Consider the following 26,838-nt stretch of genomic DNA (forward strand, 5'->3'; position numbering starts at 1 on the left):
ATGGTGATCGCGCCCTTCGGGCGTCTTATCCCGGCGTCTTGGCGTAGACCGCGATCGAGAGCAGCTTTCCGCCGTTGATGTTGAAGCCGTTGATCGTCGTCACCAGCCGCGGCTTGGCGGGCAGCGCGGCAAGCGCCTTCTGGAACTCGTCGCCGAAACGCGCTTCCACGAAGGCGATGCGGCAGCCGGGCTGGTTGAGGAAATTCGCGGCCTCCGCCCCGGTCGGCGCCATGGCGAGATCGGTGCCGGTGAGGAAGACGAGGCTGGGTTCGCGATAGCCGAGCGTCATCACCGCCGGATCGGCACAGCCCACCGAGCGGGCAGCGTCCGCCAGGCGCGGCGATATCTTCAGCGAGCGCAGGCTCTCGATCGCGAAGGGATAAACCGCAAAGGTCAAGAGCAGGCTCGCGATGACGCAGCGCCAGAGCGCGCCCTCCAGGTCGAGCCGCCGGAAGGCCGCGACGACCGAGAGACCGGCGATCAGCATCAGCGCGAAGACCGGCAGCGCCAGCCACGGGACGGCGTGATCGAGCCGCCAGTTGCCGCCGATCAGCACAATCATGAGGGCGAGTGGAACAATCACGACCAGGCAGGCGGTCGCGACCGCGCCGCGCCGCCAGCGGTCGATGCCGCCATTGATCAGCGCCAGCAGCAGCAGCGCCGTGATCGCCGGGTAGAGCGGCAGAACATAGTGCGGCAGCTTGGTCGGCACCGCCTCGAAGACCAGCCAGGACGGCACGATCCAGGCGAGCAGGAACGCCACCTGCGGCTCCTTGCGTCGCATCCAGGCGAAGGGGATCGCCATCGCCGCGAAGGCCGCCGCGGGCCAGTAGGTCGCGAAGAAGAACAGCAGGTAGAGCCCCGGCGGCCCCCAATGCTTCTCCTGCCCTTCGGCCACCTTGCCGAGCATGTCCTGCCCGACGCTTTCGGCGAAGAAATGCCCGCCCGTCTTGATCATGATCGCGGCGAACCAGGGCAGCACGACGATGAGGCAAAGCAGAATCCCGGGTCCGAAGCGCAGCGGCTTCAGCCAGCGGAACGAGCGTTCGCGCAGGCTGAGGACGAGGATGGCGAGACCCCAGACCATCGGCACGATCGGGCCTTTGATCAGCAGGCCGAGCGCCGTCGCGCCCCAGAACACCAGCCAGTTGCGCCGGCCGGGCACGAAGGCGAGCGAGCGCGTCCAGTCCAGCCAGACCCGCGCGAGCGCGCCCATGCTGGCAACGGCGCAGGCGGCGAGCACGGCATCGGTCTTGGCGATGCGTGCCTCGACGCCGAGCAGCACGGCGCCCGCCATCAGCGCCGCCCCGAGCAACGCATAGCGCCGCGCCAGGAAGGCCAGAAGCGCCCAATAGCTCAGCAGGACGGTCGCAATCGCGCCCAGGAGCGAGGGAATGCGATAGAGCCAGATCTGGGTGCGCGCCTGCGGCACGCCCAGCGCCTCGCCCGCCTTCACCGCCCCCGCCTGCAGCCAGTAGATGCCGACCGGCTTCTTGTGCCGCGCCTCTCCCTGGAAACGGATATCGACGTAGTCGCCGGTCTCCAGCATCTGCTTGGTGGCCTGCGCAAAACGCGGCTCGTCCCGATCGACCGGCTGCAGCGTGGTCAGCCCCGGCAGAAACGCCGCGAGCGAGAGCAGAAGCAGGAAGGCGCAGGCCCGCGCATGGCTCGCCGTCAGGAAGGCGCTGAAGCGGTCGATCGCGGGAGAGAGCGAGAACATCATCCATCCTTGCGGGCTGGCATGCCGCACGAGAGTCGGAAGCGGCTTGGCCGGAGGGCAGACCCGATGAGATGCCTTTCCGGCACGAAGATGGCGCCGGAAGCCGAAAAGCCGCGAAAGGCGAAAGCGTAATGGCGAGCCCGGCTGGGTTCGAACCAGCGACCTACGGATTAGAAGTCCGTTGCTCTATCCAGCTGAGCTACGGGCCCGGAAACTTGAATGCTCAGCCCTCGCCTGCCGGCGTCAATGCGTCCACTGGCCGACGCGCGAGAACTTGAAATTGTCCGAATAGGAGATCGAGCGGCGCTTGGGATCGTGCGGCTGCTCGACGCGATAGGGAATGCCGTTGCGCGTGGCGTAGGCGACCGCCTCCTCCTGCGTGTCGAACCAGAGCTTGAGCTGGCTCTTCATGTCGGAGGAGGATGTCCAGCCCATCAGCGGCTCGATCTCGCGGGCCTTCTCCGGCTCGTATTCCAGCAGCCAGCGCTCGGTCTTGGCCGTGCCGGACTGCATGGCGGTGCGGGCGGGGCGATAGATGCGTGCGGTCATGGAATGCGCTCGGCCGTCACCAGAAGTGTTACAGGCGCTTCGGATGGTCGGGGCACCAGGATTCGAACCTGGGACCCTCTGCTCCCAAAGCAGATGCGCTACCGGGCTGCGCTATACCCCGACGACATCCGAAACGCTGCGGTTGGCTATCATGCCAGCCCCTTGCCCCGCAAGCGAAAGCCGGCCGGGACCGCGTCCGGGCCGCTGCCGGCCCATGCCCCGGCTGACCGGAGGTCGCAGCCCTCAGTGGGCAGCCGAGTGCGGCATCAGCTTCAGCGCGAGAGCGATGAGCAGGACGCAGGCCGGCAAAACGAGGTAGGCAACGTCGGACTTCACGTCGAGCACCGCCATGTCGGTGGCGAAGTCGACGATCAGGTAGACGAGGACAGCCTGGCAGAACGTGGTCTTGAGATCGGCGATGCTGCTCGGCTGCATCCATCGCGGAAACGTCTTGGCCGCTTCTTCCGGCAGAACGAAGGAGGCCGCGACCTTCGCCCCCATCAGGATCAGGATGATGCCGAACAGGCACTCGTCGATCGCCTTCATGATGAGCGAGATCGAGCGCCCGCTGTCATGCGCGAAGGACGCCTGCATGGAGCCCAGGATATTGCCGCCGGCCTTGGAGAGCAGGATCAGCGCGCAGGCCAGCATGCCGAGGGACGCCGCGGCAATAAGGCCCCGAAGCACAAGATTGATCGCGCGCACCCGAAGTCCTCGCTCACCGATTCGCTGATGATAGAGGCAGGAGCGGCCTTCGCCAACGCAGGGGGGGCGCCTGCTCCGGCAGGCGACGCTCAGCGCTTGAACAGCGAATGCTCGACCATATCGCCCGGCTTGATGCCGAGCTGCCTGGCGACGCCGCCATTGATCTCCAGCACGGAGAGCACCGGCTCGCCCGAGGGGATCGTCCGCGTCGACAGCGGTTCGGTGTTCTCGGCGATCCGCGCGATCGTGCCGTCCTTGCGGATGAACAGCATGTCGAGCGGGATATAGGTGTTCTGCATCCACATCGCGACCGGCTCGCTGGCGCCGAAATCGAACAGCATGCCCCGGTCCGGCGGCATGTAGCGGCGGAACATCAGCCCCTTGGCGCGCTGCTCGGGGTTGCGCATCACCTCGACCTGGAAGGCGTTGCGCTTGGCGCCGCTGACGATGACCAGCGACTCCAGGGCCGCCTCCTGCGCCGCAGGCTGGGCCTGCGCGCCCGCGCCGCCGGGCACCGCCGCGAACAGAGTGAGGGCAAGGGCGGTGAGAGCGGCGCGAATGGCGGTCATCGCTGGTGGTCTCCGGGGCGCTTCGTCGCCCGTCGGCCTGCTAGCCGTCGCAGATGGCGAATCTTCGGCAGAAGGGGTCTTTCGCCCTCGCCCGTCAAGATCACGGTCACGATCATCCGAGCGAATGACGAGGCACGTCACGAGATGGCTTTCTTTCACCGCTCTGTTGCGGCAGTTTCCCGCGGCCACGTACAGGAGATCTTCATGACCGCTGCGCGCTCGCGCCGATCGGCTTCCCTCGCCGGCACCGCCCTCGTCGCCCTCCTGGCCTGGACGGCGGGGCCCGCTCGCGCCGCCGACTTCCAGATCGACGACGTCCGCATCGATCTCGGCAAGATGACCCTGCGCATCCCGAAACTGGCGGTGAAGGGCTCGAATCTCGAGAAGGACGCCTTCCTGGCGCTGTTCTCCTCGGCTGCCAACGAGCCGGCCTCGATGCGTGCCGCCAAGCTCACGGCGGCCGAGATCAGCGCCCCCGAGCTGACGATGGAGCAGAGCGTCGGCGAGCAGAAGCAGAGCACGACCTATCGCGACATCCGCCTGACCGACATCCGCGACGGCAAGATCGCCCATGGCGAATCCGCCAGTGGCAGCGTCACGGCGCAAGGCGGCCCGACCGGCCCGATGAAGGGCACGCTGAAGCGCACCGCCTTCGAGGCGCTCGATCTCAAGCAGACCGCGCGCGTGCTGACGGAGAAGTCCGCTCCCGGCACCGACGAGCCCTATCTGCCGCTGATCGGCAAGTTCGAGCAGGAGGGCTACGACCTCGACCTGGGCAAGGGCGGCACCATGTCGATCGGCCGGATGAACGGCCGTGGCTTTGCCGCCAAGGTCGGCACCGAGCCGATGCTGGAGGTGATCGACCGGATCGGGAAGGCCTCCGCCGAGGTCGACAGGACCTCCGGCGCCAAGCCGGACGACAAGGCTGCCAAGGCCGCCGATGACGAGGCGCATAAGCGCCTGGCCCTGTCCGGGCTCGCTTTGCTCGATTCCATCGAATACGGCAGCGGCGAGGTCCGCGACATCACCATGCGCCTGATCCCCCCGCCGAAACCGGGCAAGCCCGCCGGCGCGGCCGACAAGGCCCGGCCCGACGATCCGATCGACCTGAAGATCGCGCGCATCGCCTTCGGTGAGGACGCGCCCGAGAAATCCGGCTTCGCGATGGAAGGCATGCAGTTCGCCAGCGGTCCGGTCAAAGGCCGCTTCGACCTCATCAGCTATTCCGGCTTCTCCTTCGCCAATTCCTTCCGCGAGTTGCGCGCGGTCCTCGCCGAGCCCAACGCCGACATCGAGCATCTCGATTTCCGCCGCTTCGTCCCGAAGATCGGCACGGTGCGGTTCTCCGGCATCGCGATCGACGCGCCGGCCGCCAGGCCCTCCGAGGCGCCGATCAAGGTGGCGCTCGGAACCTTCGAGCTGCGTGGCGGCGAGCAGTTGAACGGCGTGCCCACCAGCATGGGCCTGACCATCGACAAGCTGGTCGCACCGATCGTCCCCACGGAGGCGAACCCGGCGCTGAAGGATCTCATCGCCATGGGCATCACCTCGCTCGACCTCTCGGCCAAGCTCGATTTGGCCTGGGATTCGGTGAAGAACGAACTCGGCATCAAGCCGCTGTCCTTCGGCGCCGCCAATCTCGCGCGGATCGACGCCAACGCCACCCTCGGCAATGTCACCAAGGACCTCTTCGCCAGCGATGTCGCCCTCGCGCAGGTTGCGGCTCTGGGCGCCACCGCACGCGCGATCGAGATCAAGCTGCAGAACTTCGGCCTGATCGAGAAGCTGATCGAGAACGAGGCCCGCAAGTCCAAGCGCAAGGTCGAGGAGGTGCGCCAGCAATATGCGATGATGGCAAGCATGGGCCTGGCCGCGATCCTGGGACCGTCGGAGGGCGCCAAGACGCTTGCGAGCGCCGTCTCCCGCTTCGTCGCCAAGCCCGGCACCCTGACGGTGCAGGCGAGCGCCCGGTCGGTCTCCGGCCTCGGACTCGCGGACGTGCTGACCATCACGCAACCCGCCGAGATTTTCGACAAGATCGACATCAAGGCCGATGCGCAGTGAGCCGGAAGCCGCTGTCGCGGCGGAGGACCGCGACTGGCGTCCGAGCGCGCTTCAGGCGTGGTGGGCGGGCCTCCCGTCCGCCGCGCGTGGCCTGCTGCGCAAATATCTGAACCGCGACAACCAGACCCGGCTGCATCTGGCGCATCTCCTCGCCCGGCGGCCGGGACAGTTCGCCATCGGTCCCTTTACCTATGGCAGGCCGAAGGTGCGCTTTTCCGAGAGCGGTGCCCGCCTCGTCATCGGCCGCTACGGCTCGATCGCAGACGGCGTCGAGATCCTGCTGGGCGGCAATCACCGGCTCGACTGGGTGACGAGCTACCCCTTCCCTGCCCTGCCGAGGCTCTGGCCGAAGGCGGCGGGCATCACGGGCTTCGACGCCACCCGCGGCGATGTCGTGATCGGGCACGACGTCTGGCTCGGCTCGCAATGCATGGTGATGTCCGGCGTCACGATCGGCCATGGCGCCGTCGTGGCGGCGCGCGCGGTGGTGACGAAGGACGTGCCGCCCTACGCCATTGTCGCCGGCAACCCGGGCCGGGTCGTGCGCCTGCGCTTCGACGAGGCGACCGTCGCCTCGCTGCTGGAAACCCGCTGGTGGGAACTGCCGAAGGACCGGATCGAGGCGCTGCTGCCGCTGCTGCTCAGCGACCGCATCGCGGAGTTCGTCACTGCGGTCAGCGCGCTCCGAGCAGCCGGCGCTTGAGGCCCAGCGCCGGTTTCTCGACGAGGAACCAGGACAGCCCCGCCACGACCAGCGAGAGCAGCAGAGACGGAACCAGCAGAGCCGTTGCCGGCATCGCCGGCATCAAGGCGTGCAGGGCCTGCTGGATCGGCCAGCCATAGAGATAGACGCCGTAGGAGAGGTCTGCGGTGGGCTCCGCGAGCCGCCCGGTCAGCGACGGCGCCAGGGAAAGCACCAGCACGCCCCAGGCCGTCACCAGATAAAGCGCCGCCTTGTACAGCGGCGTGAACGAGAGCGGCACGAGCAGCACCAGCGCGACCGCCAGGAGCGGCAGCGAGAGCGGTACCTTCTCGCGATAAAGATAGATCAGGCCGCCGGCCGCGAAGATCAGCGGCAGCCGCAGCGCCGTCTCGACGCTCTTCGCCCCGTGCGGCGCAAGGGCCTCTCGGGCCACGACAGCCAGCACCAGCGCCATTACCGCGGCCAATGCCAGCCGAGGTCGCAGCAGCAGCCCGGCCAGCCCCGCGACAAGCACACCGAGATAGCACAGCGTCTCGTATTTCAGCGTCCAGACCGTCCCCATCGGGAACTGGAACGGGTTGCTCCCGAACACGCCCGGCAGCGCAGCGGCACTCTTGAAGCTCGTCAGCGTGCCCCAGATGAAGCGCCACAGGCGCGGATCGGCGAGATAGGCACGCCAATCGAGCGTCGTCATGGCCACGCCTAGCACGAGCGCCACCACGAGCGTCGCCGCGATCAGGCCCGGCGCGATCCTGAGCAGCCGCGCGACGAGATAGTCGCGCCAGCCGCGCCGCAGGAAGCTCATGGTGACGAGGAAGCCGGAGATGGCGAAGAAGCCGTTCACGGCATGCTCGCCGAGCGTGAAGCCGGTGGTCTGGAACCAGGGCTCCTGCTCCACCCGCCCATCGGTCACCGAATAGGCGTGCGAGACGACGACGGCGAGCGCCATCGCCAGCCTCAGCCAGCCGAAATTGTTATGCGGGCTGCTGAGCGCCTGCTCGACCGTCGGTGCGGAACGGATCACGGGGCCACCGCCGGCCCGTCTTCGAGCCCTTCCTGCGCCAGCGCCGTCTCCCCGCGCATCCAGGCCTGCGCTCCGGCGGCCGATCCGAGATGGGCGAACATCGGCTCGCGCTTGAACAGCAGCCCGTAGCCGAAGGCCTTCGCCATGTTCCGCCAGATCGGGAGCCTGCCCGGCGCCGGCAACCCGTATTTGCGCGCCACATAGCGCTCCGACCAGGCCAGATGCCAGCGCGCCCGGAAGCGCCGCAGCGGAGACGGGGCCGAGGAGCGCCCGCGCCCATGGCCGGCTTCCGCCTCATGCACATGGACCAGCGCATGCCCGGCATCGCGCAGGCGCCGGCATAGATCGTCATCCTCATAGAACAGGAAGATCGCGGGATCGAACCCGCCGAGCGCCAGGAAAACCTCCCGCCTCACCAGCAGGCAGGCGCCGGACAGAAACGGCAGGCAGGCGTCCCCCTCCGGAATCGCCATCGCGCCAGCCCGGTTGAGATGGGGCGGAGAGAGCAGCGAGCGCGGCTGCAGGAAGACCCGGCCCGAGGGCTCGACGATGCGGGGCGCCAGCATCCCGGCATCCGGATAGCGTTCCGCCGCCGCCAGCAGCGCCGATACGGCGCCCGGCCTGACCTCCAGATCCGGATTGACGATCAGGACGAAGGGCGTCTGCGCCGCGGCCATGCCGATATTGTTGCCGCGGCCATAGCCCTCGTTGCGGAGATTGGCGATGACACGGGCGCCCCGCGCTTCCGCGATCGCCCGGCTGTCGTCGCTGCTCGCATTGTCGACGACGATCGCCGGGACGCCCTCACCTGCCAGCGCATCGAGGCAGGCGGGCAGGACTTCGGCGCTGTCGTATGAAACGACGATGGCTGTGACGAGGGCGGCAGGCATCGGCGCCTTCTGGCCACGACGCCGAGCAGAATCAAGAAAATTCAGCGCCGGGCGAGCGCCGTCAGCTCGCCGGCCACACGCTCCCGCTCCGCCGCACCGCAAGCATGCGGCGCCTTGTAGGACTTCACGGCGTGGCTCGCGCTGGCAGCGATGAAGCTCGGCCGCTGTTGCCTGTCGAACCTGGCCAGCACGCGGCCGCGATCCACACGGAGCCGGCAATCATAGGCGCGCGAGACGGTGGCGGCGGCATCGTCGACCGTCCCTGGAATCGGCCCGGCCATCGGCATGGCGCATCCGGCGAGCCCGGGCGCCATGGCCGCGGCGGGGATGAGCTTTCGGGCCATGATGCCAGCGGAACGGATCAGCGCGGATCGAAGGTCCCGGCGCGGATCTCGGCCATCCGGCGCTTCAGGACCTCCCGCTCCTCTGGCGTGCAGGCCTGCGGCTTGACGCTCTGGTTGACCATCTCGGCTTCGGAAACAGTGACATAGGTCGAACGCGCCGCGGCAAGCTGCTCCGGGCTGGCGCCGCGCGCCTGCTCGGCAGCCAGGAAACGGTCGAGCGTGGTGCGCTGAGGCGCGCCCGCCTTGCAGGCATGGGCCCGCGAAACCGTCGTCGCCAGGGTGGAGGCGCGCCCGGCGCTGTCAGCGCCGGCAGAGACGCAGGCGCCGAGCGGCAGTGCCATCAGGCAGGCGAGCGGCAGCGCCCGCCGGATCGTCCAAGCCGTCATGACCCTGCTCAGCCGTTCTTTTCGGGCGCGTTGATACGCAGATGCGCCTCGCGCAGCTGCTTCGGCGAGGCCTCGGCCGGCGCGCCCATCAGAAGGTCGACGGCCTGCTGGTTCATCGGGAACAGCGCGACCTCGCGCAGGTTGGTGGCGCCGGCCAGCAACATGATGATGCGGTCGACGCCCGCGGCCATGCCGCCATGCGGCGGCGCGCCGTACTGGAAGGCGCGATACATGCCGCCAAAGCGCTCGATCACGGTCTCCTCGCCATAGCCGGCGATCTCGAAGGCCTTCACCATGGCCTCGGGGCGATGGTTGCGGATGCCGCCCGAGGCGAGTTCGTAGCCGTTGCAGGCGATGTCGTACTGGAAGGCCTTGAGCGAGAGCGGGTCCTGCGTCGTCAGCGCCTCCAGCCCGCCCTGCGGCATCGAGAAGGGATTATGCGAGAAATCGACCTTCTTCTCGTCCTCGTTGTACTCGAACATCGGGAAATCGACGATCCAGGCGAAGGCATAGGCATTCTCGTCGATCAGGCCGAGCTCCTGGCCGACCTTGTTGCGGGCCGCGCCGGCGAACTTCACGAACTTGTCCGGATCGCCCGCGACGAAGAAGCAGGCATCGCCGCCCTTCAGCCCCATCTGCGCGATGATCGCGGCGACGCGCTCCGGACCGATATTGTTGGCGATCGGCCCCTGCCCCTCGCCATCTTCCTTGACCATGAGATAGCCGAGGCCCGGCTGCCCCTCGCCCTGCGCCCAGGAGTTCATCCGGTCACAGAACGCGCGGCTACCGCCCTTCGGGGCGGGAATCGCCCAGACGCGGTTCTTCTCGCCTTCGAGAATGCGCGCGAAGACCTTGAAGCCCGAGCCGCGGAAGGGCTCGGAGACATCCTGCATGATCAGCGGGTTGCGCAGGTCCGGCTTGTCGGAGCCGTATTTCGCCATCGCTTCGGCGTAAGGGATGCGCGGCCAGTTCTTGGTGACGGACTTGCCGTTGCCGAATTCCTCGAAGATGCCGCCGATGACCGGCTCCATCGTCGCGAAGACGTCCTCCTGCTCAACGAAGCTCATCTCGACGTCGAGCTGATAGAACTCGCCCGGCAGCCGGTCGGCGCGGGGGTCCTCGTCGCGGAAGCAGGGCGCGATCTGAAAGTAGCGGTCGAAGCCCGCCATCATCAGGAGCTGCTTGTATTGCTGCGGCGCCTGCGGCAGCGCGTAGAACTTGCCGGGATGCAGGCGGCTCGGCACCAGGAAGTCGCGCGCGCCTTCCGGCGAGGACGCGGTCAGGATCGGCGTCTGGAACTCGGAGAAGCCGGACTCCTTCATGCGCCGGCGCATCGAATCGATGACCTTCGCCCGGAGCATGATGTTGTTGTGCAGCTTCTCGCGGCGCAGGTCGAGGAAGCGGTATTTCAGCCGCGTGTCCTCGGGATATTCGAGATCGCCGAAGACGGGCAGAGGCAACTCGGCCGACGGGCCGAGAACCTCGATGCCGGTCGCGAAGACCTCGACCGCGCCGGTCGGCAGGTTGGCGTTCTCGGTGCCTTCGAGTCGCGCCTTGACCTTGCCGTCGACGCGCACGACCCATTCCGAGCGCAGCGTCTCGGCATCGGCAAAGGCCGGAGAGTCAGGATCGATCACGACCTGCGTCATGCCGTAATGGTCGCGCAGGTCGATGAACAGCACGCCGCCATGGTCGCGGATGCGGTGGCACCAGCCGGAGAGCCGGACCTGCGAGCCGATGTCGCTCTCGCGGAGCGCGCCGCAGGTGTGGGAACGGTAGCGATGCAGGGTCACGGGATCGGTCTCTTTGAAGGCGCGAATGGCCCGCTCGCAGCGGGCCGATGCTTGTCGCGTAAGCACACGCGGGCGCGCGGCTTGTCAAGGATGGTTCAGTCGTGACAGCTTAGCCAAGGGCATGCCGCACCATGCTCGACAGCCTGCGGCAGGGGGAATACATGGCTCTCAGACGGTTGCTGGTCGCAACGGCTGCGTTCGTGGTGATGACGGCGACGAGCGCATTCAGCGTGCAGACGCCGACACCTGCCTTCCGGGCCGGCCTCAAAGTGGCCAAGAGCCGCCACTACGAGCGTCCCGAATGCTATGCGCGGGTCTTCGCTCAGCATGCGCATCTGATCAATCATCGAAAGGCCAGGAACTTTTGGGCGATTGAGGATGGGCCGCGTTTTTCGGCCGCAGTCTGGAACGAATGCCGTATAAGCCGATAAATCCTGCGTGGCGCGGACTCGACGGGTAGGCGCTTCCTCCGCTAAGCCGACCTGATGAACCTGATCGCCGACACCGCCGAGCTTGCCGCCGCCTGCGAGCGCCTCGCCGGCCACCCCTTCGTCACGGTCGACACCGAATTCCTGCGGGAAACGACCTATTATCCGAAGCTGTGCCTGATCCAGCTCGCATCGCCCGACGAGGCCGTGCTGGTCGATCCGTTGGCGCCGGGCATCGATCTTGCCCCCTTCTTCGCGCTGATGAGCAACGAGGCCGTGGTCAAGGTCTTCCACGCCGCCCGGCAGGACCTCGAGATCGTCTGGCTGCTCGGGCGCGTGCTGCCCAAGCCCCTCTTCGACACGCAGGTCGCGGCCATGGTCTGCGGCTATGGCGACTCGGTCGGCTACGAGCAGCTCGCCAACGACCTCGCCAAGGCGCGCATCGACAAATCCTCGCGCTTCACCGACTGGTCGCGCCGGCCGCTCAACGACGCGCAGCTCGTTTATGCCGAGGCGGACGTTACCCATCTGCGCGACATCTATCTCGCCCTGAAGGCCGACCTCGACGCCAGCGGCCGCGAGGCATGGGTGAGCGAGGAGATGGCGGTGCTGACCTCTCCCTCGACCTATGAGGTCAAGCCCGAAAATGCCTGGATGCGTCTCAAGGGCCGCATCCGCAAGCCGCGCGAGCTGCCCCTCCTGATGGAGATCGCCGCCTGGCGCGAGCGCGAGGCACAGACGCGCGACGTGCCGCGCCAGCGCGTCCTCAAGGACGACGCGCTGATCGACATCGTCCAGCGCGGGCCGCAATCGACCGAGGCGCTGGCAGAGCTGCGCTCCGTGCCCAACGGCTTCGAGCGCTCGCGCAACGGTGCCGAAGTGCTGGCGGCGATCGAGCGCGCTGCGGCCATCGATCCCAAGACCCTGCCCCGTCTGGAGCGCGAGCGCGGCCGGCCGACCAACGGCGCGGTGCTCGACCTGCTCAAGGTCCTGCTCAAGGCGGTGTCGGATGCCGAGCGGGTCGCCCCCAAGATCATCGCGACCAGCGACGACCTCGACGCCATCGCGTCGGACGATTTCTCGGACGTCGCCGCCCTGAAGGGCTGGCGCCGCGAGGTCTTCGGCGAGAAGGCGCTGGCGCTCAAGAACGGCCGGCTCAGCCTGCGCATCGAGCGCGGGCGCGTCTTGGTCGGCTGAAGCTGGCTGAATCAAGGCCGCAAGAATTCGGGCCAAGGCTTTGGCCCGATGCGCATCGCCGCGCGGCTATCCGCCGCCGTAGCTCTTCACCAGCGAGCCAGCGACCAGCCCCCAGCCGTCGACGAGCACGAAGAAGATCAGCTTGAAGGGCAGCGCCACCGTCACCGGGGGCAGCATCATCATGCCGACCGACATCAGGATCGATGCGACCACAAGGTCGATGATCAGGAACGGCACGAAGAGCAGGAAGCCGATCTCGAAGGCACGCCTGAGCTCCGAGATCATGAAGGCCGGCACCAGCACCTCGATCCCGATATCCTGCGGCGTCTGCGGTCGCGCGCCCTGCGACATGTCGAGGAAGAGTTGCAGATCCTTCTCGCGGACATGCTTGAGCATGAAGGCACGGAACGGCACCACGCCGCGATTATAGGCCTCCTGCGGCTGGATCTGCCCCGCGACCAGCGGCTGAATGGCGTTGGCATAGGCCTCGCGCAGGGTCGGTGCCATCACGAAGCCCGTCAGGAACAGCGACAGCCCGATGATGACCGCGTTGGGCGGCGCCGTCTGCGTGCCCAGCGCCGAGCGCAGCAGCGACAGCACCACAACGATCCGGGTGAAGGACGTCACCATCACCAGGATCGACGGCGCCAGCGACAGCACGGTGATGACGGCGATGAGCTGGAGCGCGCGCTCGGCGACGCCGCCCTGCCCGAAATCCAGCGAGAGCGTCTGCGGCAGGGCCGGCGTCGCCGTCAGGCAAGCGAGCAGCAACGCTCCCACAAGGGAGCGGCCGAGCCGCCATGCTGTCCTGCCGTTTCGGTAATCCACGCGCGCGCCGCCTGCAGCCCGACTCAACCGGCCGGGCCGGACGAAGCTAGCGTGTCACAGCCCCCAGACAACTCGCCGGAGAGGCTGGGCAAGGCCGGGATCGACATTCCTGTTGATGACGAAGTCAGGCAGCGGGCCGGCCTCGGCGAAGGCTGCCCAGCGCCCGGCGCGGTCCTCGGGAACAGGTCGGCAGCTCCGGATGGAGACGACGCGCCTGCGGTGGCCCGCTTCAGGACTTCCGCTTGGTGTCGCGGCCGAGCAGGCGCGCGAACTCGGCCTCGATCGCATCGACCGAGAACGGATCCAGCTCCTTCGCCGGTTCGGCCGGCTTCTCTGGTTCGGCCTTTACAGCTTCGGCCTTCGCCGGCTCCGCGGCGGCTTCCGGCTCGTCCTGCACGAGGGCGGCAGGCTCGGGCGCCGCGACAGAGGGCTGCTGCACCGGCGCAGCCGGCTTGGCGGCGGGTGGCGCAGGCTCCGCCGGCTTCGGCCCGGAAGCGACCGGCGCAGGCGGCGGATCGAAGGCGACGGGACGGGGCTCGGGCACCCTCGGCTCGATCCTCGGCTCGGCGGCCTTGGAAGCGGCAGCACCTGGCTCTGCCTGCTTCGGCTTCAGGCCGAGCGCGGCTTCGAGCTCGGCCTCCATGTCGAGCATGGCCTGCGGCTTCAGGGGCGCAGGCGCGGGCTCGGCCGCCTTCGGCGCCATGGCAGGCTTGGCATCGGCAGGCTTGGCTTCGGCAGGCCTGGCATCGGTGGCTTTTGCATCCGCCTGCCTGGCATCGGTCGGCTTGGCCAAGCTGGGCTGCGGTGCCACCGGCGGCTTCGCCGGCGGCGGCGTCACGATCACCGGTGCGGGCGCCATCTCTGCGGGAGCCTCGTCCGGCAGATTGGCGGGGCGCACGGCCGAGAAGGGCCGCTTCAGGGCCGCTTCGAGCTGACGCGTCATGTCGTCGAGCTCGCCGGGGCTGACGGCGGGCGCCGGCGCATGCTCGCGCGCGAAGCTCGGCGGCTGGCCGGACATCATCGGAGGCTGCAAGGGCGGAGCAGCGGCCGAGGGAGCCCTGCTGGCGGCGCCCGCTGCAGCAAAGCCGGCACCGGCAGCCGCCGCCGGGATGGCCGTTTCCGCGATCGCCTGCGGGGACCGCATCGGAGCGGGAGCAGCGATCTCGGATGCATCGGCAGAGACGCCGGCGCGACGCAACTCGTCGCCCGCCCGCAGGGCCGGCTCGCTCGGTGGAACGAGCGTCTCGAAGGGCGGGAGCGGTCGATCCTGGGCGGCGGCCTCGCTGAACATCGGCGTCGTCGAGCGCGCGCTGCCGCGCATGATGTTGCTTTCGATGACGACGTCGGAGGCGCCGCCCACCATCACCAGGTGCTCGACATTGTCGCGCCGGATCAGCACGAGCTGGCGCTGGCGGTCGAGGTCGTAGGTATCGACGATACCGAGCCGCGGCTGGCGCTGGCGCCCGCCCGCCTGCCCCGGCACCTTGAGCCGCCCGCCCTGAATCTGCCGCACGAACAGGCCGAGCAGGGCGAGCAGCACGAGAATGACCACGGAGGCGACGATCACCTTCTGCGCGGTCGTCAGTTCAAGTCCGAACAAGCTCTGCAAGGCACGCCCTCATCTCGCCACGGCCGCCCGGGCCGGCACTTCGACCCGAAGTTTCGCCCAAGGTTCAACACCTTGCCTATAGCACATGGCTTTCCCGATCGGGAAATATGGTGAACGCGTAGTTAACGGGTTTGCCGAAACATCCACATCTTAACCCGGCGTTAACCATGGACCCGGCAAGATTTGCCCAGTGATGCGGGTCTGTTCCCGCTCCTTCCGGGAACCGTGCCATGGCGAATGACGGAGCGAGCATCGGCGGCGGCCTCCTCCAGGCGCTGAAGACGCGGATGTATTATCAGCAGGCCCGGCAGAAGGTTCTGGCCCAGAACGTCGCCAACGCCGACAGCCCCGGTTTCAAGCCGACGGACCTCAAGGCACCGAGCACGAATGGCTTCGGCGGCGTCTCCCTCGCCCGCACCAGCGCGGGCCATATGAGCATCGCCGGCGGCCATGGCGGCTTCGACGGGACCGGCGCCCCGCGCTTCGAAACCACGCCGAACGGCAACGCGGTCAGCCTCGAGGACGAGATGCTCAAGGTCGCGCAGAACCAGTCGGACTATCAGCTCGCCGCCTCGCTCTACAGCAAGGGCCTGAGCCTGATGAAGATCGCCATCGGCAAGAGTGGCGGCTGAGGGAGAAGCTGATGGACCTGATCAAGAGCATCGCCGTCGCCGCCTCGGGCCTGCGCAGCCAGTCGGGCCGCATGCGGGTCATCGCCGAAAACATCGCCAATGCCGATTCGGGTCCCGAGCGCCCTGGGGCCGACCCCTACCGCCGCAAGGTGGTCAGCTTCGAGCGCCATCTCGACCGCGGACTCGACGCCCAGCTCGTCGCGCTCGGCAAGGTCCAGCGCGACCCCAGCGAGTTCAAGGTCAAGCACGAGCCCGGCAATCCGGCCGCCGACGCCAATGGCGACGTCAAGATGCCCAACGTCAACCAGCTCGTCGAAATGGTCGACATGCGCGAGGCCCAGCGCAGCTACGAGGCCAACCTGAACCTGATCTCCTCCACCCGGCGGATGATCCAGCGCACCATCGACATCCTGCGCGCCTAAGCGCCTCCAGAAGGAGATCTGAGCCATGGCCACGCCGAGCTTCGCCGCGGGCGCCTACGCCAACATCCAGGGCATGGGTGCGGGCAATCTGATGCGTAAGCCGCCCACCGGCGGCGCGAGCGAGACCGGCGGGGTCGACTTCTCCTCCCTGCTCGGCAAGGCGCTCGACGCCACCGCGGAAGCGGGACGCAAGGCCGACGCCCAGACCGCGAGCGTCGCGGCGGGCCGCGCCGATGTGGTGGACGTCGTCACCGCCGTCGCCGAGAGCGAGACCGCGATCCAGACCCTGGTCGCCGTGCGCGACAAGGTGATCGCGGCCTATGAGGAAATCATGCGGATGCCGGTCTGACGGGCGTCGGCACCCGCTCGGAGCCGACATCTAGACCAGAAGCGCGGGTCATTCCGGACGAAGCGCAGCGAAGATCCGGGATCCATTCCGGAACCTCTCCGAAAAGCGCTCAGGCATGGATCCCGGATCGGCTCTGCTTCGCAGCTGGTCCGGGATGACGGCGCGGATCAACGAAATCGACAGGACGGTACCATGACCTCAGGAGCCATTCTCGACTTCGCCCGCGACGGCATCGTCACCTTCCTCAAGGTCGGCGGGCCGCTGATGGCGATCGCGCTTGCCGTCGGCCTCGTCGTCTCGCTGATTCAGGCGCTGACGCAGGTCCAGGAGCAGACGCTCGTCTTCGTGCCGAAGATTCTGGCCGTCTTTGCCGCCCTGCTGCTGCTTCTTCCGTTCATGGGAGACGCGCTTGCGGGTTATATGGGACGGGTCGCCGTGCGAATCGCCACGGGCGGATGACCTGCCCCGGCTGCATTCCTCCCAGGCAGGAGAATGCAGCGCGCGGACCCGATCCTGGCGCGGAACCGGCCCCGGCCCGATGCAGATCGCGATCCTGCCCCAGATCGGCGCGCTGTTCGTGCTGGTCTTCGCGCGCGTCGGCACCATGGTGATGCTGATGCCGGGCATTGGCGAGCGCTTCATCTTCTCGCGCGGGCGGCTCTCGCTGGCCTTCTTCATCGCACTGGTCATCCTGCCAATCGCGCGGCCTAGCCTGCCGATTCCGCAGGACCTGCCGGCGCTGGTGACGCTGCTGGTCGGGGAGGTGCTGATCGGCCTGATCATCGGCGTCTGCGCCCGGCTGGTGATGGCGGCGCTGCAGACCGCCGGCACCATCGTCGCCCAGGCGATGGGGCTGGGCTTCGCCATGACGGTCGACCCGACGGCCGGCGCGCAGAATCCCTCCATCGGCAACTTCCTGACGATGCTCGGCATCACCCTGGTGCTGACCAGCGACCTGCATCATCTCGCCATCGCCGCCATCCATGAGAGCTACCGCCTGCTGCCGCCGGGCGGGGCGCCGGACATCACCGACGTGATGACGCTGGCGGTCCGCTCCGCGGGCCAGGGCTTCGCGATCGCGGTGCAGATTTCCGCGCCCTTCATCGTCTTCGGCCTGCTGTTCAATCTCGGCCTCGGTGTGCTGGCGCGGATGATGCCCCAGCTCCAGGTCTTCTTCCTCGCGGTGCCGGCCTCGATCTTCGGCGGCATGCTGGTGCTCCTCGTCGTGCTCAGCGTGATGATGAGCGTCTTCATGAACGATCTCGGCACCTTCCTGCGCCAGTTCACGGGAGGCTGACGGGCGATGTCCGAAGATGCCGACAAGGAAGACAGGACAGAAGACCCGACACAGCGAAAGCTGGATCAGGCCACCGAGAAAGGCGACGTCCCCAAATCGCAGGAGATCGGGACCTTCTTCGTGCTGTGCGGCTTCACGCTCGCGCTGCTGGTCGGGGCCGGCTGGTCGGCACGCGAATCCCTCGTCTCGCTGCGCGCCTTCCTGATGAATGCACACCAGGTTCCGGCCGATGGCGCGGGCTTCATGCAGGTGACCCGCCAGGGCGTGCTGACCGGCTTCATGGCACTGGGCATGCCCTTCGCGTTCATTCTCTGCGCGGGACTGGCCGGCGCGGTGCTCCAGCACCGGCCGCTCTGGACCTTCGACCCGATGATGCCGAAATTCGACCGCATCAACCCGCTCTCGGGCGTGAAGCGGCTGTTCGGCAAGGAGGCCTGGGTCAACTTCGCCAAGGGTCTCGCCAAGACCGGGCTGATCGGCGTCGTCATCTGGCTGACGCTCTGGAACGAGCACGACCGGCTCGAGAACTTCGCCGAAATGGACGTCGCCGCGCTGCTGCCGGCGGCGCTCTCGCTGGCGATCCGCCTGATGGGCTCGGTGCTCGCGCTCTTCGCCATCGTCGCGATCGGCGACTTCGTCTGGCAGCGCTTTTCCTGGTACCAGCGCCAGAAGATGACCAAGCAGGAGATGAAGGAGGAGTTCAAGAACTCCGAAGGCAATCCCGAGGTCAAGGCGAAGCTGCGCCAGATCCGCGCCAGCCGCGTGCGCAAGCGCATGATGGCGGCGGTGCCGAAGGCGACCGTCATCATCACCAACCCGACCCACTTCGCCGTCGCGCTGCAATACGAGCCCGGCATGGCCGCGCCGCTTTGCCTCGCCAAGGGCGTCGATACGATGGCGCTCAAGATCAGGGAGGTGGCGGGCGAGCACAGCGTGCCGATCATCGAGAACCCGCCTCTTGCCCGCGCCCTCTACGCAACCGTCGAGATCGACGCAGAAATTCCTGTCGAACACTACAAGGCTGTCGCCGAAGTCATCGGTTACGTCTTGCGCCTGAAGGGTCGCCGCGCCTAACTCGACGGTGGGTAACACATGGCGAAAGCCGCTCGCCCGTCTCGGCAGGACGGTTCGACGACTGGGGCAAGGAAACGGATTTGACCGCAATGAGCGGAAGCACGGCCACCAGCGCGATCGACCGGTCGGACAAGCCCGGTCACATCGGCCTCATCCTGCTCGTCGCCGGCCTCCTGGTCGGCGCGGCGATCGGGCTCGGCTTCCTCGCCAACGAATGGGCGCAGCCGCTGATCCTGGGTCTGCTCGCGCTGCTGTCGGTGGTGGGCGTCTTCGGGCTGTTCGCCTATGCGATCGGCCTCGTGCAGTTCGCCGGCCGCGCCGCCCGCAACGACCTCACCAAGCTCGTCGTCGACGGCGCCGATGACGGCATCGTGGTCACCGAGGGCGAGAACGACATCGTCTATGCCAACGAGACCTATCTCAGGCTCGCGGGCGCGACCGGCGCCAACGACCTCAAGCCCGTCGGCCGCCTGCTGACCGGGCGCGCCGACGTCTCCGAGGCGATCTATCGCCTCGCCACCGCCGCGCGTGAGCATCGCCGCCTCGTCGAGGAGGTGCGGCTGGAGCCCGCGCTGAACGGGCGTGGCGAGGTCGGGTGGTACCGGGTCCGCGTCTCGCCGGTGCGCCGCGAGAACGGCACCGCGACGCTGTGGAGCGTCTCCGACATCACGCCCGAGCGCGAACGGCAGGAGAACGCCTTCCAGGAGCTTCAGCACGCGATCGACTATCTCGACCATGCGCCCGCCGGCTTCGTCTCGATCGACGCCGATGGCGAGGTCTCCTATCTCAACGCCACGCTCTCCGGCTGGCTCGATTTCGACCTTGCCCGCTTCGGCTCCGGCGGGCTGCATCTCGACGACATCTGCACGCCCTCGGCCGCCGCGCTGATCCAGGCCATTCGCGGCCAGCCCGGCGATGTGCGCATCGAGATCCTCGATGTCGATCTCAAGCGCCGCAACGGTGCCGTGCTGCCCGTGCGGCTGCATCACCAGGTGGCCTTTGGGCAGGACGGCCGGGCCGGCCCCTCCCGCACCCTCGTCCTCAACCGGACGACCGGCGAGGCCGGCGCCGACAGCGGCAGCGACGCGGAGGTGCGCTTCGCGCGCTTCTTCCATTCGACGCCGATGGCGATCGCCACCGTCGACAGGACCGGCGCCATCCTGCGCTCCAATGCCGCCTTCGCCCGGCTTACCCCGGCCGGCGTGAAAGCCGCGTCGATCCAGGACATGGCGGCGCCGGGCTCCGGCCTCGACAAGGCCTTGGCCGAGACCATGGAGGGCCGCGCCAACCTGCCCCCGCTCGACGTCACGCTTGCGGGCGAGGACGGGCGCTCGGCGCGGCTCTATCTCTCCCCCGTCGCCGCCAGCGAGGATGGCGACGGCGAGCGCGCCATCGTCTACGCGCTGGAGACCACCGCCGAGCGCAAGCTGCGCGACAACATGGACCAGGCCGGCAAGATGCAGGCGGTCGGGCAGCTCGCCGGCGGCATCGCGCACGACTTCAACAACGTGCTGCAGGTCATCATCAACGCCTCCGAGTTCCTGCTCGCCAGCCACCGGCCGACCGATCCGTCCTTCCCGGACATCATGCAGATCAAGCAGAATGCCTATCGCGCCGCGGCGCTGGTGCGGCAGTTGCTCGCCTTCTCGCGCCGCCAGACGCTGCGCCCGCAGGTGCTGGAGCTCGGGGAGGTCCTGTCCGACCTGTCGCTGATGCTGAAGCGGGTGGTCGCCGACAAGGTCACGCTCGATGTCCGCCAGGGCCGCGACCTCTGGCCGGTCAAGGCCGATCTCGGCCAGCTCGAGCAGGTCATCGTCAACCTCGCCGTCAATGCCCGCGATGCGATGCCGGACGGCGGCAAGCTGACCGTGCGCACCCGCAACGTCGCCCGGGAGGACTGCGCGAGCTTCGCCCATGAAGCCCTGCCGACCGACGACTACGTCCTGCTCGAGGTGGAGGACAGCGGCACCGGCATCCCGCAGGAGCACCTCGACAAGATCTTCGAGCCCTTCTTCACCACCAAGGAGGTCGGCAAGGGCACCGGCCTCGGCCTCTCGATGGTCTACGGCATCGTCAAGCAGACCGGCGGCTTCGTCTTTGTCGACTCGGCCGTAGGCAGAGGCACGGCCTTCCGGATCTTCCTGCCGCGCCATGTGCCGAGCCAGGAGGAGATCGCCGCAGAGGCCGCCGCGCGCGAAGCCCCGAAGAAGCTCGCGGCCGACCACACCGGCGCCGGGGTGATCCTGCTGGTCGAGGACGAGGACGCGGTGCGCGCGCTCAACGCCCGCATGCTGGTCTCGCGCGGCTACACCGTCCACGAGGCCGCCTCCGGCGTCGAGGCGCTCGACATCTTCCTGCAGAACGACGGCCAGATCGACCTTGTCGTCTCCGATGTGGTGATGCCCGAAATGGACGGCCCGACGCTGCTCGGCGAGCTGCGCAAGCGCAACCCCAACACCAAGGTCGTGTTCGTCTCCGGCTATGCGGAAGAAGCCTTCCGCAAGAACCTGCCGGAGGGCGAGGGCTTCCAGTTCCTGCCCAAGCCCTTCACGATGAAGCAGCTCGTGGAGACGGTGAAGGCTGCGATGGGGTGAGGCGCCCGCAAAGCCGCGGCGCCTCACGAGCGCAATGGGCGAGGCGATTGGGCGACGCCGTCTCGCCCTGAAGCGCCCCTGCCCTGACCAGCCTCACTCGGCCGGCGCGACCTTCGCACGGGCGGCCTCGGCCACCGGCCGGCCCATCCCCAGCAATGCGACCAGCGTCAGAACGGCCGCGATCGTCAGATAGTAGCCGACATGGGCGAGGCCGTAGCGGGTGGCGAGCTCCGTCGCGATATAGGGTGCGAGCGAAGCGCCGAGGATGCCGCCGAGGTTGAAGGTGAGCGAGGCGCCGGTATAGCGCACCGCTGTGGGGAAGATCTCCGCCAGCGCGGTGCCGAGCGGCCCGTAGGTGAAGCCCATCAGCGCAAAGCCGATGACCGAGAACACCACCACGCTGACGATGCTGCCGGCGACGAAGAGCGGCGCCACCAGAAACCCGAAGGCCGCGATCGCCAGCGACGTGCCGATCAGCGCGCGACGCCGCCCGATCCGGTCGGCGATCAGCGCCGAGAGCGGGATCGTCAGCCCGAAGAAGACCACGCCCGCCATCTGCACCGGCAGGAACTGGTTGCGGCTGTAGCCGAGCTTGGTCGTCGCCCAGCTCAGCGAGAACACCGTCATGATGTAGAACAGCACGAAGGTGGCCAGCGCCGCGACGGTGCCCAGAAGCAGCGGCAGCTTGTGCCCCGAGAACACCTCGACCAGCGGAACCTTCACGCGTTCATGCTTGTCCATGGCCTTGCGGAAGGCGGGCGTCTCGCTGATCCGCAACCGCATCCAGAGGCCGATGAACACCAGAAGCGCGCTGGCGATGAAGGGAATACGCCAGCCGAAGGCGAAGAACTGCTCCTCGCCCAGCATGTCCGAGAGCAGCAGGAAGCTCCCCGTCGCCATGATGAAGCCGATTGGCGCGCCGAGCTGCGGGAACATGCCGTACCAGGCTTCCTTGCCGCGCGGCGCATTCTCGGTCGCGAGCAACACCGCCCCGCCCCACTCGCCGCCGAGCCCGAGCCCCTGGCCCAGCCGGCACAGCGCCAGCAGCAGCGGCGCGGCGATGCCGATCTGCGCATGGGTCGGCAGCAGGCCGATCGCCACCGTCGACAGGCCCATCGTCATCAGGGCGGCGACCAGCGTCGCCTTGCGGCCGATCCGGTCGCCGAAATGCCCGAACAGCGCAGCTCCGATCGGACGCGCGAAGAAGGCGATCGCGAAGGTGGCGAAGGATTGCAGCATCGCCGAGGTCGGATCCCCCGCCGCGAAGAACAGCTTCGGGAACACGATCACCGCCGCCGTGGCGTAGATATAGAAGTCGAAGAATTCGATCGTCGTGCCGATCAGGCTGGCGAACAGCACGCGACCTGCGGAGTTCGCCGGCGCGGCAGACGGGGATGCGGAAGACAAGGGCGGCAACTTTCGAAAAATGACGGGGCGAGCCGCGCAACTAACAGAATGTGGACCGCCGAACCAACGCAATGAAGCCAAAACGGCATGCGCCCAACGCATGATCAAGGTCAAAAAATTCCAAAACACGCCGCCAGACGCATGAGAAGCGACCCTCCTGACAACTCCTGTCAGCAAACGGACATTGAGAACAAAAAAAGAACTTGCTGGAGAGAACAAATCATGACCAATCTGGCGTCACGCTTCGATTGTGATCACCCCCCCGCCCTGCCATAAGGAGCCGAATCCATGTCTCAGGCGAATCTCAAGCTCGTGGAAGGCTCCTCGATGGACAAGGCCAAGGCGCTCGACGCGGCGCTCTCCCAGATCGAACGTGCCTTCGGCAAGGGTTCGATCATGCGGCTCGGCAAGAACTCGCCCTCGATCGAGATCGAGACGATTTCCACCGGCTCGCTCGGGCTCGACATCGCGCTCGGCGTCGGTGGCCTGCCCAAGGGTCGCGTCATCGAGATCTACGGGCCTGAATCCTCGGGCAAGACCACGCTGGCGCTGCACACCATCGCCGAAGCCCAGAAGAAGGGCGGCGTCTGTGCCTTCGTCGATGCCGAGCATGCGCTCGACCCGATCTACGCCCGCAAGCTCGGCGTCAATCTCGACGACCTGCTGATTTCGCAGCCCGATACCGGCGAGCAGGCGCTCGAGATCACCGACACCCTCGTCCGCTCGGGCGCCATCGACGTGCTGGTGGTCGATTCGGTCGCGGCGCTGACTCCCCGCGCCGAAATCGAGGGCGAGATGGGCGACGTTCAGCCCGGCCTGCAGGCGCGCCTGATGAGCCAGGCGCTGCGCAAGCTCACGGCCTCGATCTCGCGCTCGAACTGCATGGTCATCTTCATCAACCAGATCCGCATGAAGATCGGCGTGATGTACGGCTCGCCGGAGACGACGACGGGCGGCAACGCGCTGAAGTTCTACGCCTCGGTGCGCCTCGACATCCGCCGCATCTCGACGCTGAAGGACCGCGAGGAAGCGACCGGCAACCAGGTTCGCGTCAAGGTCGTCAAGAACAAGGTCGCGCCGCCCTTCAAGCAGGTCGAGTTCGACATCATGTTCGGCGAAGGCATCTCGAAGGTCGGCGAACTGATCGACCTCGGCGTCAAGGCAGGCATGGTCGAGAAGGCCGGCGCCTGGTTCTCCTTCGACAGCCAGCGCCTCGGCCAGGGCCGCGAGAACGCCAAGGCCTTCCTCAAGGCCAATCCCGACATGGCCGCGAAGATCGAGGCCACCATCCGCCAGAATTCCGGCCTCGTCGCCGAGCGCATCCTGGAAGAGGCCGCGCCGACCGCCGACGATCTCGACGAGGGCGAGGCCTGAGCGAACGCTCCGCCTGGCGTCATGCTCGGACTTGATCAGAGTATGACGTAACCCGAAAACGGGCGGCCCTGGGGGCCGCCCGTTTTCGTTTGGGCTCAACGCCTTGCGATCTGCGCTCTCTCGACAGCGGCAAGCGGCCTCACTAGAACGCTTGAAACCGCCGGCCCGGCCCGGAGGGCAGCCCGATGAAACACGAGTTCGAACAGCGATGAGCGGCGTCAACGAGATTCGGTCGACCTTTCTCGACTACTTCAAGTCCAACGGCCATGAGGTCGTGGCCTCGAGCCCGCTCGTGCCGCGCAATGACCCGACCTTGATGTTCGCCAATTCCGGCATGGTGCAGTTCAAGAACGTCTTCACCGGCCAGGAGAAGCGCCCCTATTCGCGCGCCACCACCGCGCAGAAATGCGTCCGCGCCGGCGGCAAGCACAATGATCTCGACAATGTCGGCTACACCGCGCGGCACCACACCTTCTTCGAGATGCTGGGCAATTTCTCCTTCGGCGACTACTTCAAGGAACAGGCGATCACCCACGCCTGGACCCTGATCACGCGCGAATTCGGCCTGCCCAAGGACAAGCTGCTCGTCACGGTCTATTCCGAGGACGACGAAGCCCATGCCCTGTGGAAGAAGATCGCCGGCCTGACCGACGACAAGATCATCCGCATCCCGACCTCCGCGAATTTCTGGCGCATGGGCGATACCGGCCCTTGCGGCCCCTGCTCCGAGATCTTCTACGATCACGGCGACAAGATCTGGGGCGGGCCTCCCGGTTCGCCGGACGAGGACGGCGACCGCTTCATCGAGATCTGGAATCTCGTCTTCATGCAGTATGAAGAGGCCGCGGGCGGCATCCGGACGGACCTGCCCCGCCCCTCGATCGACACCGGCATGGGCCTTGAGCGCATCGCCGCCGTCCTTCAGGGCACGCACGACAATTACGAGATCGACCTGTTCCGCGCTTTGATCGGCGCCATCGCCGACCTGACCTCGGTCGACCCCGAAGGCCCGATGAAGGCGAGCCACCGCGTCATCGCCGACCATCTGCGCTGCTCCGCCTTCCTGATCGCCGACGGCGTCCTGCCCTCGAACGAAGGCCGCGGCTATGTGCTGCGCCGGATCATGCGGCGCGGCATGCGCCATGCGCAGCTGCTCGGCGCCAGGGAGCCGCTGATGCACAAGCTGGTGCCGGCTCTGACCCGTGAGATGGGCCGTGCCTATCCCGAGCTCCTGCGCGCCGAGGCGCTGATCACCGAGACGCTGAAGCTGGAGGAGGGCCGCTTCCGCACCACGCTGACGCGAGGCCTCTCGCTGCTGGACGAGGCCTCGCGGAATCTGGACGCTGGCCAGAGCCTGAAGGGCGACGTGGCCTTCACGCTCTACGACACCTACGGCTTCCCGCTCGACCTGACGCAGGACGCGCTGCGCGCCCGCGGGATCACGGTCGATGTCGAAGGCTTCGACGCCGCCATGCAGCAGCAGAAGGCCAAGGCGCGCGCCGCCTGGTCGGGCTCCGGCGAGGCCGCGACCGAGACGCTCTGGTTCCCGCTGCGCGACAAGTTCGGCGCCACCGAATTCCTCGGCTACGACACCGAGACCGCCGAGGGCGTGGTGACGGCGCTGATCCGCGACAATGCCGAGGTCACCTCGCTGAAGGCCGGCGAGAGCGGCTTCATGCTGGTCAACCAGACGCCCTTCTACGGCGAGTCGGGCGGCCAGGTCGGCGATGCCGGCACCGTCAAGGCGCCGGGCGTGATCGCGACCGTATCCGACGTGCAGAAGAAGCTCGGCGACGTCTTCGCCCATCATGTCACGGTGAGGGAGGGCGAGCTCAGCGTCGGCGCGGCGGTCGAACTTGTGGTCGATCACGGGCGCCGCACCGCCATTCGCGCCAACCATTCCGCGACCCACCTGCTGCACGAGGCGCTGCGCCTCGTGCTGGGCGACCATGTCGCGCAGAAGGGCTCGCTGGTCTCCGCGGATCGCCTGCGCTTCGACTTCTCCCATCCCAAGCCGATCACGGCCGAGGAGCTGCGGGAGGTCGAGGAGATCGCGAACGCGATCGTGCTGAAGAACGAGCCGGTCACCACCCGCCTGATGAGCGTCGACGAGGCCATCGCCTCCGGCGCCCGCGCGCTGTTCGGCGAGAAATACGGCGACGAGGTCCGCGTCGTCTCGATGGGCACCAACGCCACCGGCCGCGCCTATTCGGTCGAGCTCTGCGGCGGCACCCATGCGAACCGGACCGGCGATATCGGTGTGGTCAGCATCGTCGCCGAGAGCGCGGTCGCAGCCGGCGTGCGCCGGCTGGAAGCCATGACCGGCAACGGGGCGCGGCTTCGCCTCAATGAGGATTCGCGCCTGCTCGACGGTCTGGCAAGCCTGCTCAAGGTTCCGGCTGCCGAGGCCGGCAACCGGCTCGCCGCGCTGATCGAGGAGCGCCGCAAGCTCGACCGCGAGCTGACCGAAGCCCGCAAGAAGCTCGCCATGGGCGGCGGTGGAGAGGCCGGCGATCCGATCCGCGAGATCGCTGGCGCCAGGCTTCTGGCGCGCGCGGTCACGGGCATCGAGATGAAGGACCTGAAGAGCCTGGCCGACGAGGCCAAGGCCCGTGTCGGCTCCGGCGTCGTCGCCATCGTGGGCGTGGCGGAGGATGGCAAGGCCGGTGTCGTGGTCGGCGTGACGCCCGATCTGACCGAGCGTTTCGATGCGGTGGCGCTGGTGCGCGCGGCGTCCGAGCAGCTTGGCGGCAAGGGCGGCGGCGGTCGCCGCGACATGGCCCAGGCAGGCGGGCCCGACGGCAGCAAGGCGGAGGCCGCGCTGGAGGCTGTCGCCGCCGCGATGGCCTGATGGCGGCGGCCCCCCTCGCCCGGCCCGCG

At 67.7% G+C, this 26,838-nt stretch carries 25 protein-coding genes and 2 tRNA genes; 13 read left to right on the forward strand and 14 right to left on the reverse strand.

Annotated elements, in window-relative coordinates; genetic code table 11:
- Positions 1-25: 25 nt before the first annotated feature.
- The 6 genes from BW981_RS05170 to BW981_RS05195 all read right to left on the reverse strand — a co-directional run bounded on the left by BW981_RS05170 (position 26) and on the right by BW981_RS05195 (position 3,543).
- Complete coding sequence (locus BW981_RS05170) at positions 26-1,720, reverse strand: ArnT family glycosyltransferase (RefSeq protein WP_244560231.1); 1,695 nt, start codon at positions 1,718-1,720, stop codon at positions 26-28.
- Between the two features lie 132 nt (positions 1,721-1,852).
- Positions 1,853-1,929 (reverse strand) — tRNA-Arg (locus tag BW981_RS05175).
- A gap of 34 nt (positions 1,930-1,963) precedes the next feature.
- Entirely contained in the window at positions 1,964-2,269 is a 306-nt protein-coding gene (locus BW981_RS05180) for an ETC complex I subunit (protein WP_076436968.1), read from the reverse strand.
- 44 nt (positions 2,270-2,313) lie between these two features.
- Positions 2,314-2,390 (reverse strand) — tRNA-Pro (locus BW981_RS05185).
- 122 nt (positions 2,391-2,512) lie between these two features.
- Positions 2,513-2,974 carry a YqhA family protein gene (locus BW981_RS05190; protein ID WP_076436970.1) on the reverse strand — a complete coding sequence of 154 codons (462 nt, stop codon included), beginning with the start codon at positions 2,972-2,974 and terminating at the stop codon, positions 2,513-2,515.
- Positions 2,975-3,063: 89 nt separating this feature from the next.
- Entirely contained in the window at positions 3,064-3,543 is a 480-nt protein-coding gene (locus BW981_RS05195; protein WP_076436981.1) for a DUF192 domain-containing protein, read from the reverse strand.
- A 204-nt stretch (positions 3,544-3,747) separates the two neighbouring features.
- Between BW981_RS05195 and BW981_RS05200 the strand changes: the two genes are divergently transcribed.
- Complete coding sequence (locus tag BW981_RS05200; RefSeq protein WP_076436983.1) at positions 3,748-5,607, forward strand: hypothetical protein; 1,860 nt, start codon at positions 3,748-3,750, stop codon at positions 5,605-5,607.
- Positions 5,597-6,310: a CatB-related O-acetyltransferase gene (locus BW981_RS05205; RefSeq protein ID WP_083712188.1), complete on the forward strand. Its 714-nt coding sequence runs from the start codon at positions 5,597-5,599 to the stop codon at positions 6,308-6,310. Before BW981_RS05200 ends, BW981_RS05205 begins: the two co-directional genes overlap by 11 nt.
- On the opposite strand, the gene BW981_RS05210 is transcribed toward BW981_RS05205, so the two are convergent.
- From BW981_RS05210 to aspS, 5 genes are read right to left on the reverse strand one after another with little or no spacing between them, the layout of a single operon-like run.
- Complete coding sequence (locus BW981_RS05210) at positions 6,282-7,331, reverse strand: acyltransferase family protein (protein ID WP_244560254.1); 1,050 nt, start codon at positions 7,329-7,331, stop codon at positions 6,282-6,284. The two genes, BW981_RS05205 and BW981_RS05210, sit on opposite strands and share 29 nt — an antisense overlap.
- Positions 7,331-8,224 (reverse strand): glycosyltransferase family 2 protein, encoded by an 894-nt coding sequence (locus BW981_RS05215; RefSeq protein WP_076436986.1) that lies wholly within the window; start codon positions 8,222-8,224, stop codon positions 7,331-7,333. Before BW981_RS05215 ends, BW981_RS05210 begins: the two co-directional genes overlap by 1 nt.
- A gap of 41 nt (positions 8,225-8,265) precedes the next feature.
- Positions 8,266-8,568 (reverse strand): hypothetical protein, encoded by a 303-nt coding sequence (locus BW981_RS05220; protein WP_076436988.1) that lies wholly within the window; start codon positions 8,566-8,568, stop codon positions 8,266-8,268.
- A 17-nt stretch (positions 8,569-8,585) separates the two neighbouring features.
- Positions 8,586-8,954, reverse strand: a complete 369-nt coding sequence (locus tag BW981_RS05225) for a hypothetical protein (protein ID WP_076436990.1) — start codon at positions 8,952-8,954, stop codon at positions 8,586-8,588.
- Positions 8,955-8,962: 8 nt separating this feature from the next.
- Positions 8,963-10,741, reverse strand: coding sequence for an aspartate--tRNA ligase (gene aspS / locus BW981_RS05230; protein WP_076437726.1), 1,779 nt, complete (start codon positions 10,739-10,741; stop codon positions 8,963-8,965).
- A 137-nt stretch (positions 10,742-10,878) separates the two neighbouring features.
- Between aspS and BW981_RS05235 the strand changes: the two genes are divergently transcribed.
- Positions 10,879-11,178, forward strand: a complete 300-nt coding sequence (locus BW981_RS05235) for a hypothetical protein (RefSeq protein ID WP_076436992.1) — start codon at positions 10,879-10,881, stop codon at positions 11,176-11,178.
- 54 nt (positions 11,179-11,232) lie between these two features.
- Positions 11,233-12,372: a ribonuclease D gene (rnd, locus tag BW981_RS05240; RefSeq protein ID WP_076436993.1), complete on the forward strand. Its 1,140-nt coding sequence runs from the start codon at positions 11,233-11,235 to the stop codon at positions 12,370-12,372.
- A 66-nt stretch (positions 12,373-12,438) separates the two neighbouring features.
- Here the strand turns inward: rnd and fliP are convergent, their stop codons facing one another.
- Together fliP and BW981_RS05250 are read right to left on the reverse strand one after the other, a co-directional pair.
- Positions 12,439-13,152, reverse strand: a complete 714-nt coding sequence (gene fliP, locus BW981_RS05245; protein WP_244560255.1) for a flagellar type III secretion system pore protein FliP — start codon at positions 13,150-13,152, stop codon at positions 12,439-12,441.
- 277 nt (positions 13,153-13,429) lie between these two features.
- On the reverse strand, positions 13,430-14,809 hold the full coding sequence (locus BW981_RS05250) for a flagellar biosynthetic protein FliO (protein WP_083712189.1): 1,380 nt from the start codon (positions 14,807-14,809) through the stop codon (positions 13,430-13,432).
- A gap of 230 nt (positions 14,810-15,039) precedes the next feature.
- Between BW981_RS05250 and flgB the strand changes: the two genes are divergently transcribed.
- The 7 genes from flgB (at position 15,040) to BW981_RS05285 (ending at position 21,177) form a co-directional block, all read left to right on the forward strand.
- Positions 15,040-15,441: a flagellar basal body rod protein FlgB gene (gene flgB / locus BW981_RS05255; RefSeq protein WP_076436998.1), complete on the forward strand. Its 402-nt coding sequence runs from the start codon at positions 15,040-15,042 to the stop codon at positions 15,439-15,441.
- An 11-nt stretch (positions 15,442-15,452) separates the two neighbouring features.
- Complete coding sequence (flgC, locus tag BW981_RS05260) at positions 15,453-15,863, forward strand: flagellar basal body rod protein FlgC (RefSeq protein WP_076436999.1); 411 nt, start codon at positions 15,453-15,455, stop codon at positions 15,861-15,863.
- Positions 15,864-15,888: 25 nt separating this feature from the next.
- Positions 15,889-16,212, forward strand: coding sequence for a flagellar hook-basal body complex protein FliE (fliE, locus tag BW981_RS05265; protein WP_076437001.1), 324 nt, complete (start codon positions 15,889-15,891; stop codon positions 16,210-16,212).
- Positions 16,213-16,404: 192 nt separating this feature from the next.
- Entirely contained in the window at positions 16,405-16,671 is a 267-nt protein-coding gene (gene fliQ / locus BW981_RS05270; protein WP_076437003.1) for a flagellar biosynthesis protein FliQ, read from the forward strand.
- Between the two features lie 79 nt (positions 16,672-16,750).
- Positions 16,751-17,509, forward strand: a complete 759-nt coding sequence (gene fliR, locus BW981_RS05275; protein ID WP_076437004.1) for a flagellar biosynthetic protein FliR — start codon at positions 16,751-16,753, stop codon at positions 17,507-17,509.
- A 6-nt stretch (positions 17,510-17,515) separates the two neighbouring features.
- Positions 17,516-18,583: a flagellar biosynthesis protein FlhB gene (flhB, locus tag BW981_RS05280; RefSeq protein ID WP_076437005.1), complete on the forward strand. Its 1,068-nt coding sequence runs from the start codon at positions 17,516-17,518 to the stop codon at positions 18,581-18,583.
- Between the two features lie 89 nt (positions 18,584-18,672).
- Complete coding sequence (locus BW981_RS05285; protein ID WP_076437007.1) at positions 18,673-21,177, forward strand: cell cycle histidine kinase CckA; 2,505 nt, start codon at positions 18,673-18,675, stop codon at positions 21,175-21,177.
- A 93-nt stretch (positions 21,178-21,270) separates the two neighbouring features.
- On the opposite strand, the gene BW981_RS05290 is transcribed toward BW981_RS05285, so the two are convergent.
- Positions 21,271-22,584: an MFS transporter gene (locus BW981_RS05290; protein WP_076437009.1), complete on the reverse strand. Its 1,314-nt coding sequence runs from the start codon at positions 22,582-22,584 to the stop codon at positions 21,271-21,273.
- Between the two features lie 288 nt (positions 22,585-22,872).
- Between BW981_RS05290 and recA the strand changes: the two genes are divergently transcribed.
- Both recA and alaS read left to right on the forward strand, forming a co-directional pair.
- Entirely contained in the window at positions 22,873-23,958 is a 1,086-nt protein-coding gene (gene recA / locus BW981_RS05295; protein WP_076437011.1) for a recombinase RecA, read from the forward strand.
- 208 nt (positions 23,959-24,166) lie between these two features.
- Positions 24,167-26,809 (forward strand): alanine--tRNA ligase, encoded by a 2,643-nt coding sequence (gene alaS, locus BW981_RS05300; RefSeq protein ID WP_076437013.1) that lies wholly within the window; start codon positions 24,167-24,169, stop codon positions 26,807-26,809.
- Positions 26,810-26,838: the final 29 nt, after the last annotated feature.

The sequence above is a fragment of the Allobosea sp. TND4EK4 genome (assembly GCF_900156025.1).
Lineage (GTDB): Bacteria > Pseudomonadota > Alphaproteobacteria > Rhizobiales > Beijerinckiaceae > Allobosea.

Coding starts and splice junctions, on each gene's coding strand:
- fliQ (WP_076437003.1), top strand. CDS start 16,405: ATGACCTCAGGAGCCATTCTCGACTTCGCCCGCGACGGCATCGTCACC.
- BW981_RS05205 (WP_083712188.1), top strand. CDS start 5,597: ATGCGCAGTGAGCCGGAAGCCGCTGTCGCGGCGGAGGACCGCGACTGG.
- BW981_RS05195 (WP_076436981.1), bottom strand. CDS start 3,543: ATGACCGCCATTCGCGCCGCTCTCACCGCCCTTGCCCTCACTCTGTTC.
- BW981_RS05170 (WP_244560231.1), bottom strand. CDS start 1,720: ATGTTCTCGCTCTCTCCCGCGATCGACCGCTTCAGCGCCTTCCTGACG.
- flgC (WP_076436999.1), top strand. CDS start 15,453: ATGGACCTGATCAAGAGCATCGCCGTCGCCGCCTCGGGCCTGCGCAGC.
- flgB (WP_076436998.1), top strand. CDS start 15,040: ATGGCGAATGACGGAGCGAGCATCGGCGGCGGCCTCCTCCAGGCGCTG.
- alaS (WP_076437013.1), top strand. CDS start 24,167: ATGAGCGGCGTCAACGAGATTCGGTCGACCTTTCTCGACTACTTCAAG.
- BW981_RS05200 (WP_076436983.1), top strand. CDS start 3,748: ATGACCGCTGCGCGCTCGCGCCGATCGGCTTCCCTCGCCGGCACCGCC.
- BW981_RS05220 (WP_076436988.1), bottom strand. CDS start 8,568: ATGGCCCGAAAGCTCATCCCCGCCGCGGCCATGGCGCCCGGGCTCGCC.
- fliR (WP_076437004.1), top strand. CDS start 16,751: ATGCAGATCGCGATCCTGCCCCAGATCGGCGCGCTGTTCGTGCTGGTC.
- BW981_RS05180 (WP_076436968.1), bottom strand. CDS start 2,269: ATGACCGCACGCATCTATCGCCCCGCCCGCACCGCCATGCAGTCCGGC.
- flhB (WP_076437005.1), top strand. CDS start 17,516: ATGTCCGAAGATGCCGACAAGGAAGACAGGACAGAAGACCCGACACAG.
- rnd (WP_076436993.1), top strand. CDS start 11,233: ATGAACCTGATCGCCGACACCGCCGAGCTTGCCGCCGCCTGCGAGCGC.
- recA (WP_076437011.1), top strand. CDS start 22,873: ATGTCTCAGGCGAATCTCAAGCTCGTGGAAGGCTCCTCGATGGACAAG.
- BW981_RS05235 (WP_076436992.1), top strand. CDS start 10,879: ATGCTCGACAGCCTGCGGCAGGGGGAATACATGGCTCTCAGACGGTTG.
- fliE (WP_076437001.1), top strand. CDS start 15,889: ATGGCCACGCCGAGCTTCGCCGCGGGCGCCTACGCCAACATCCAGGGC.
- BW981_RS05215 (WP_076436986.1), bottom strand. CDS start 8,224: ATGCCTGCCGCCCTCGTCACAGCCATCGTCGTTTCATACGACAGCGCC.
- BW981_RS05285 (WP_076437007.1), top strand. CDS start 18,673: ATGAGCGGAAGCACGGCCACCAGCGCGATCGACCGGTCGGACAAGCCC.
- BW981_RS05225 (WP_076436990.1), bottom strand. CDS start 8,954: ATGACGGCTTGGACGATCCGGCGGGCGCTGCCGCTCGCCTGCCTGATG.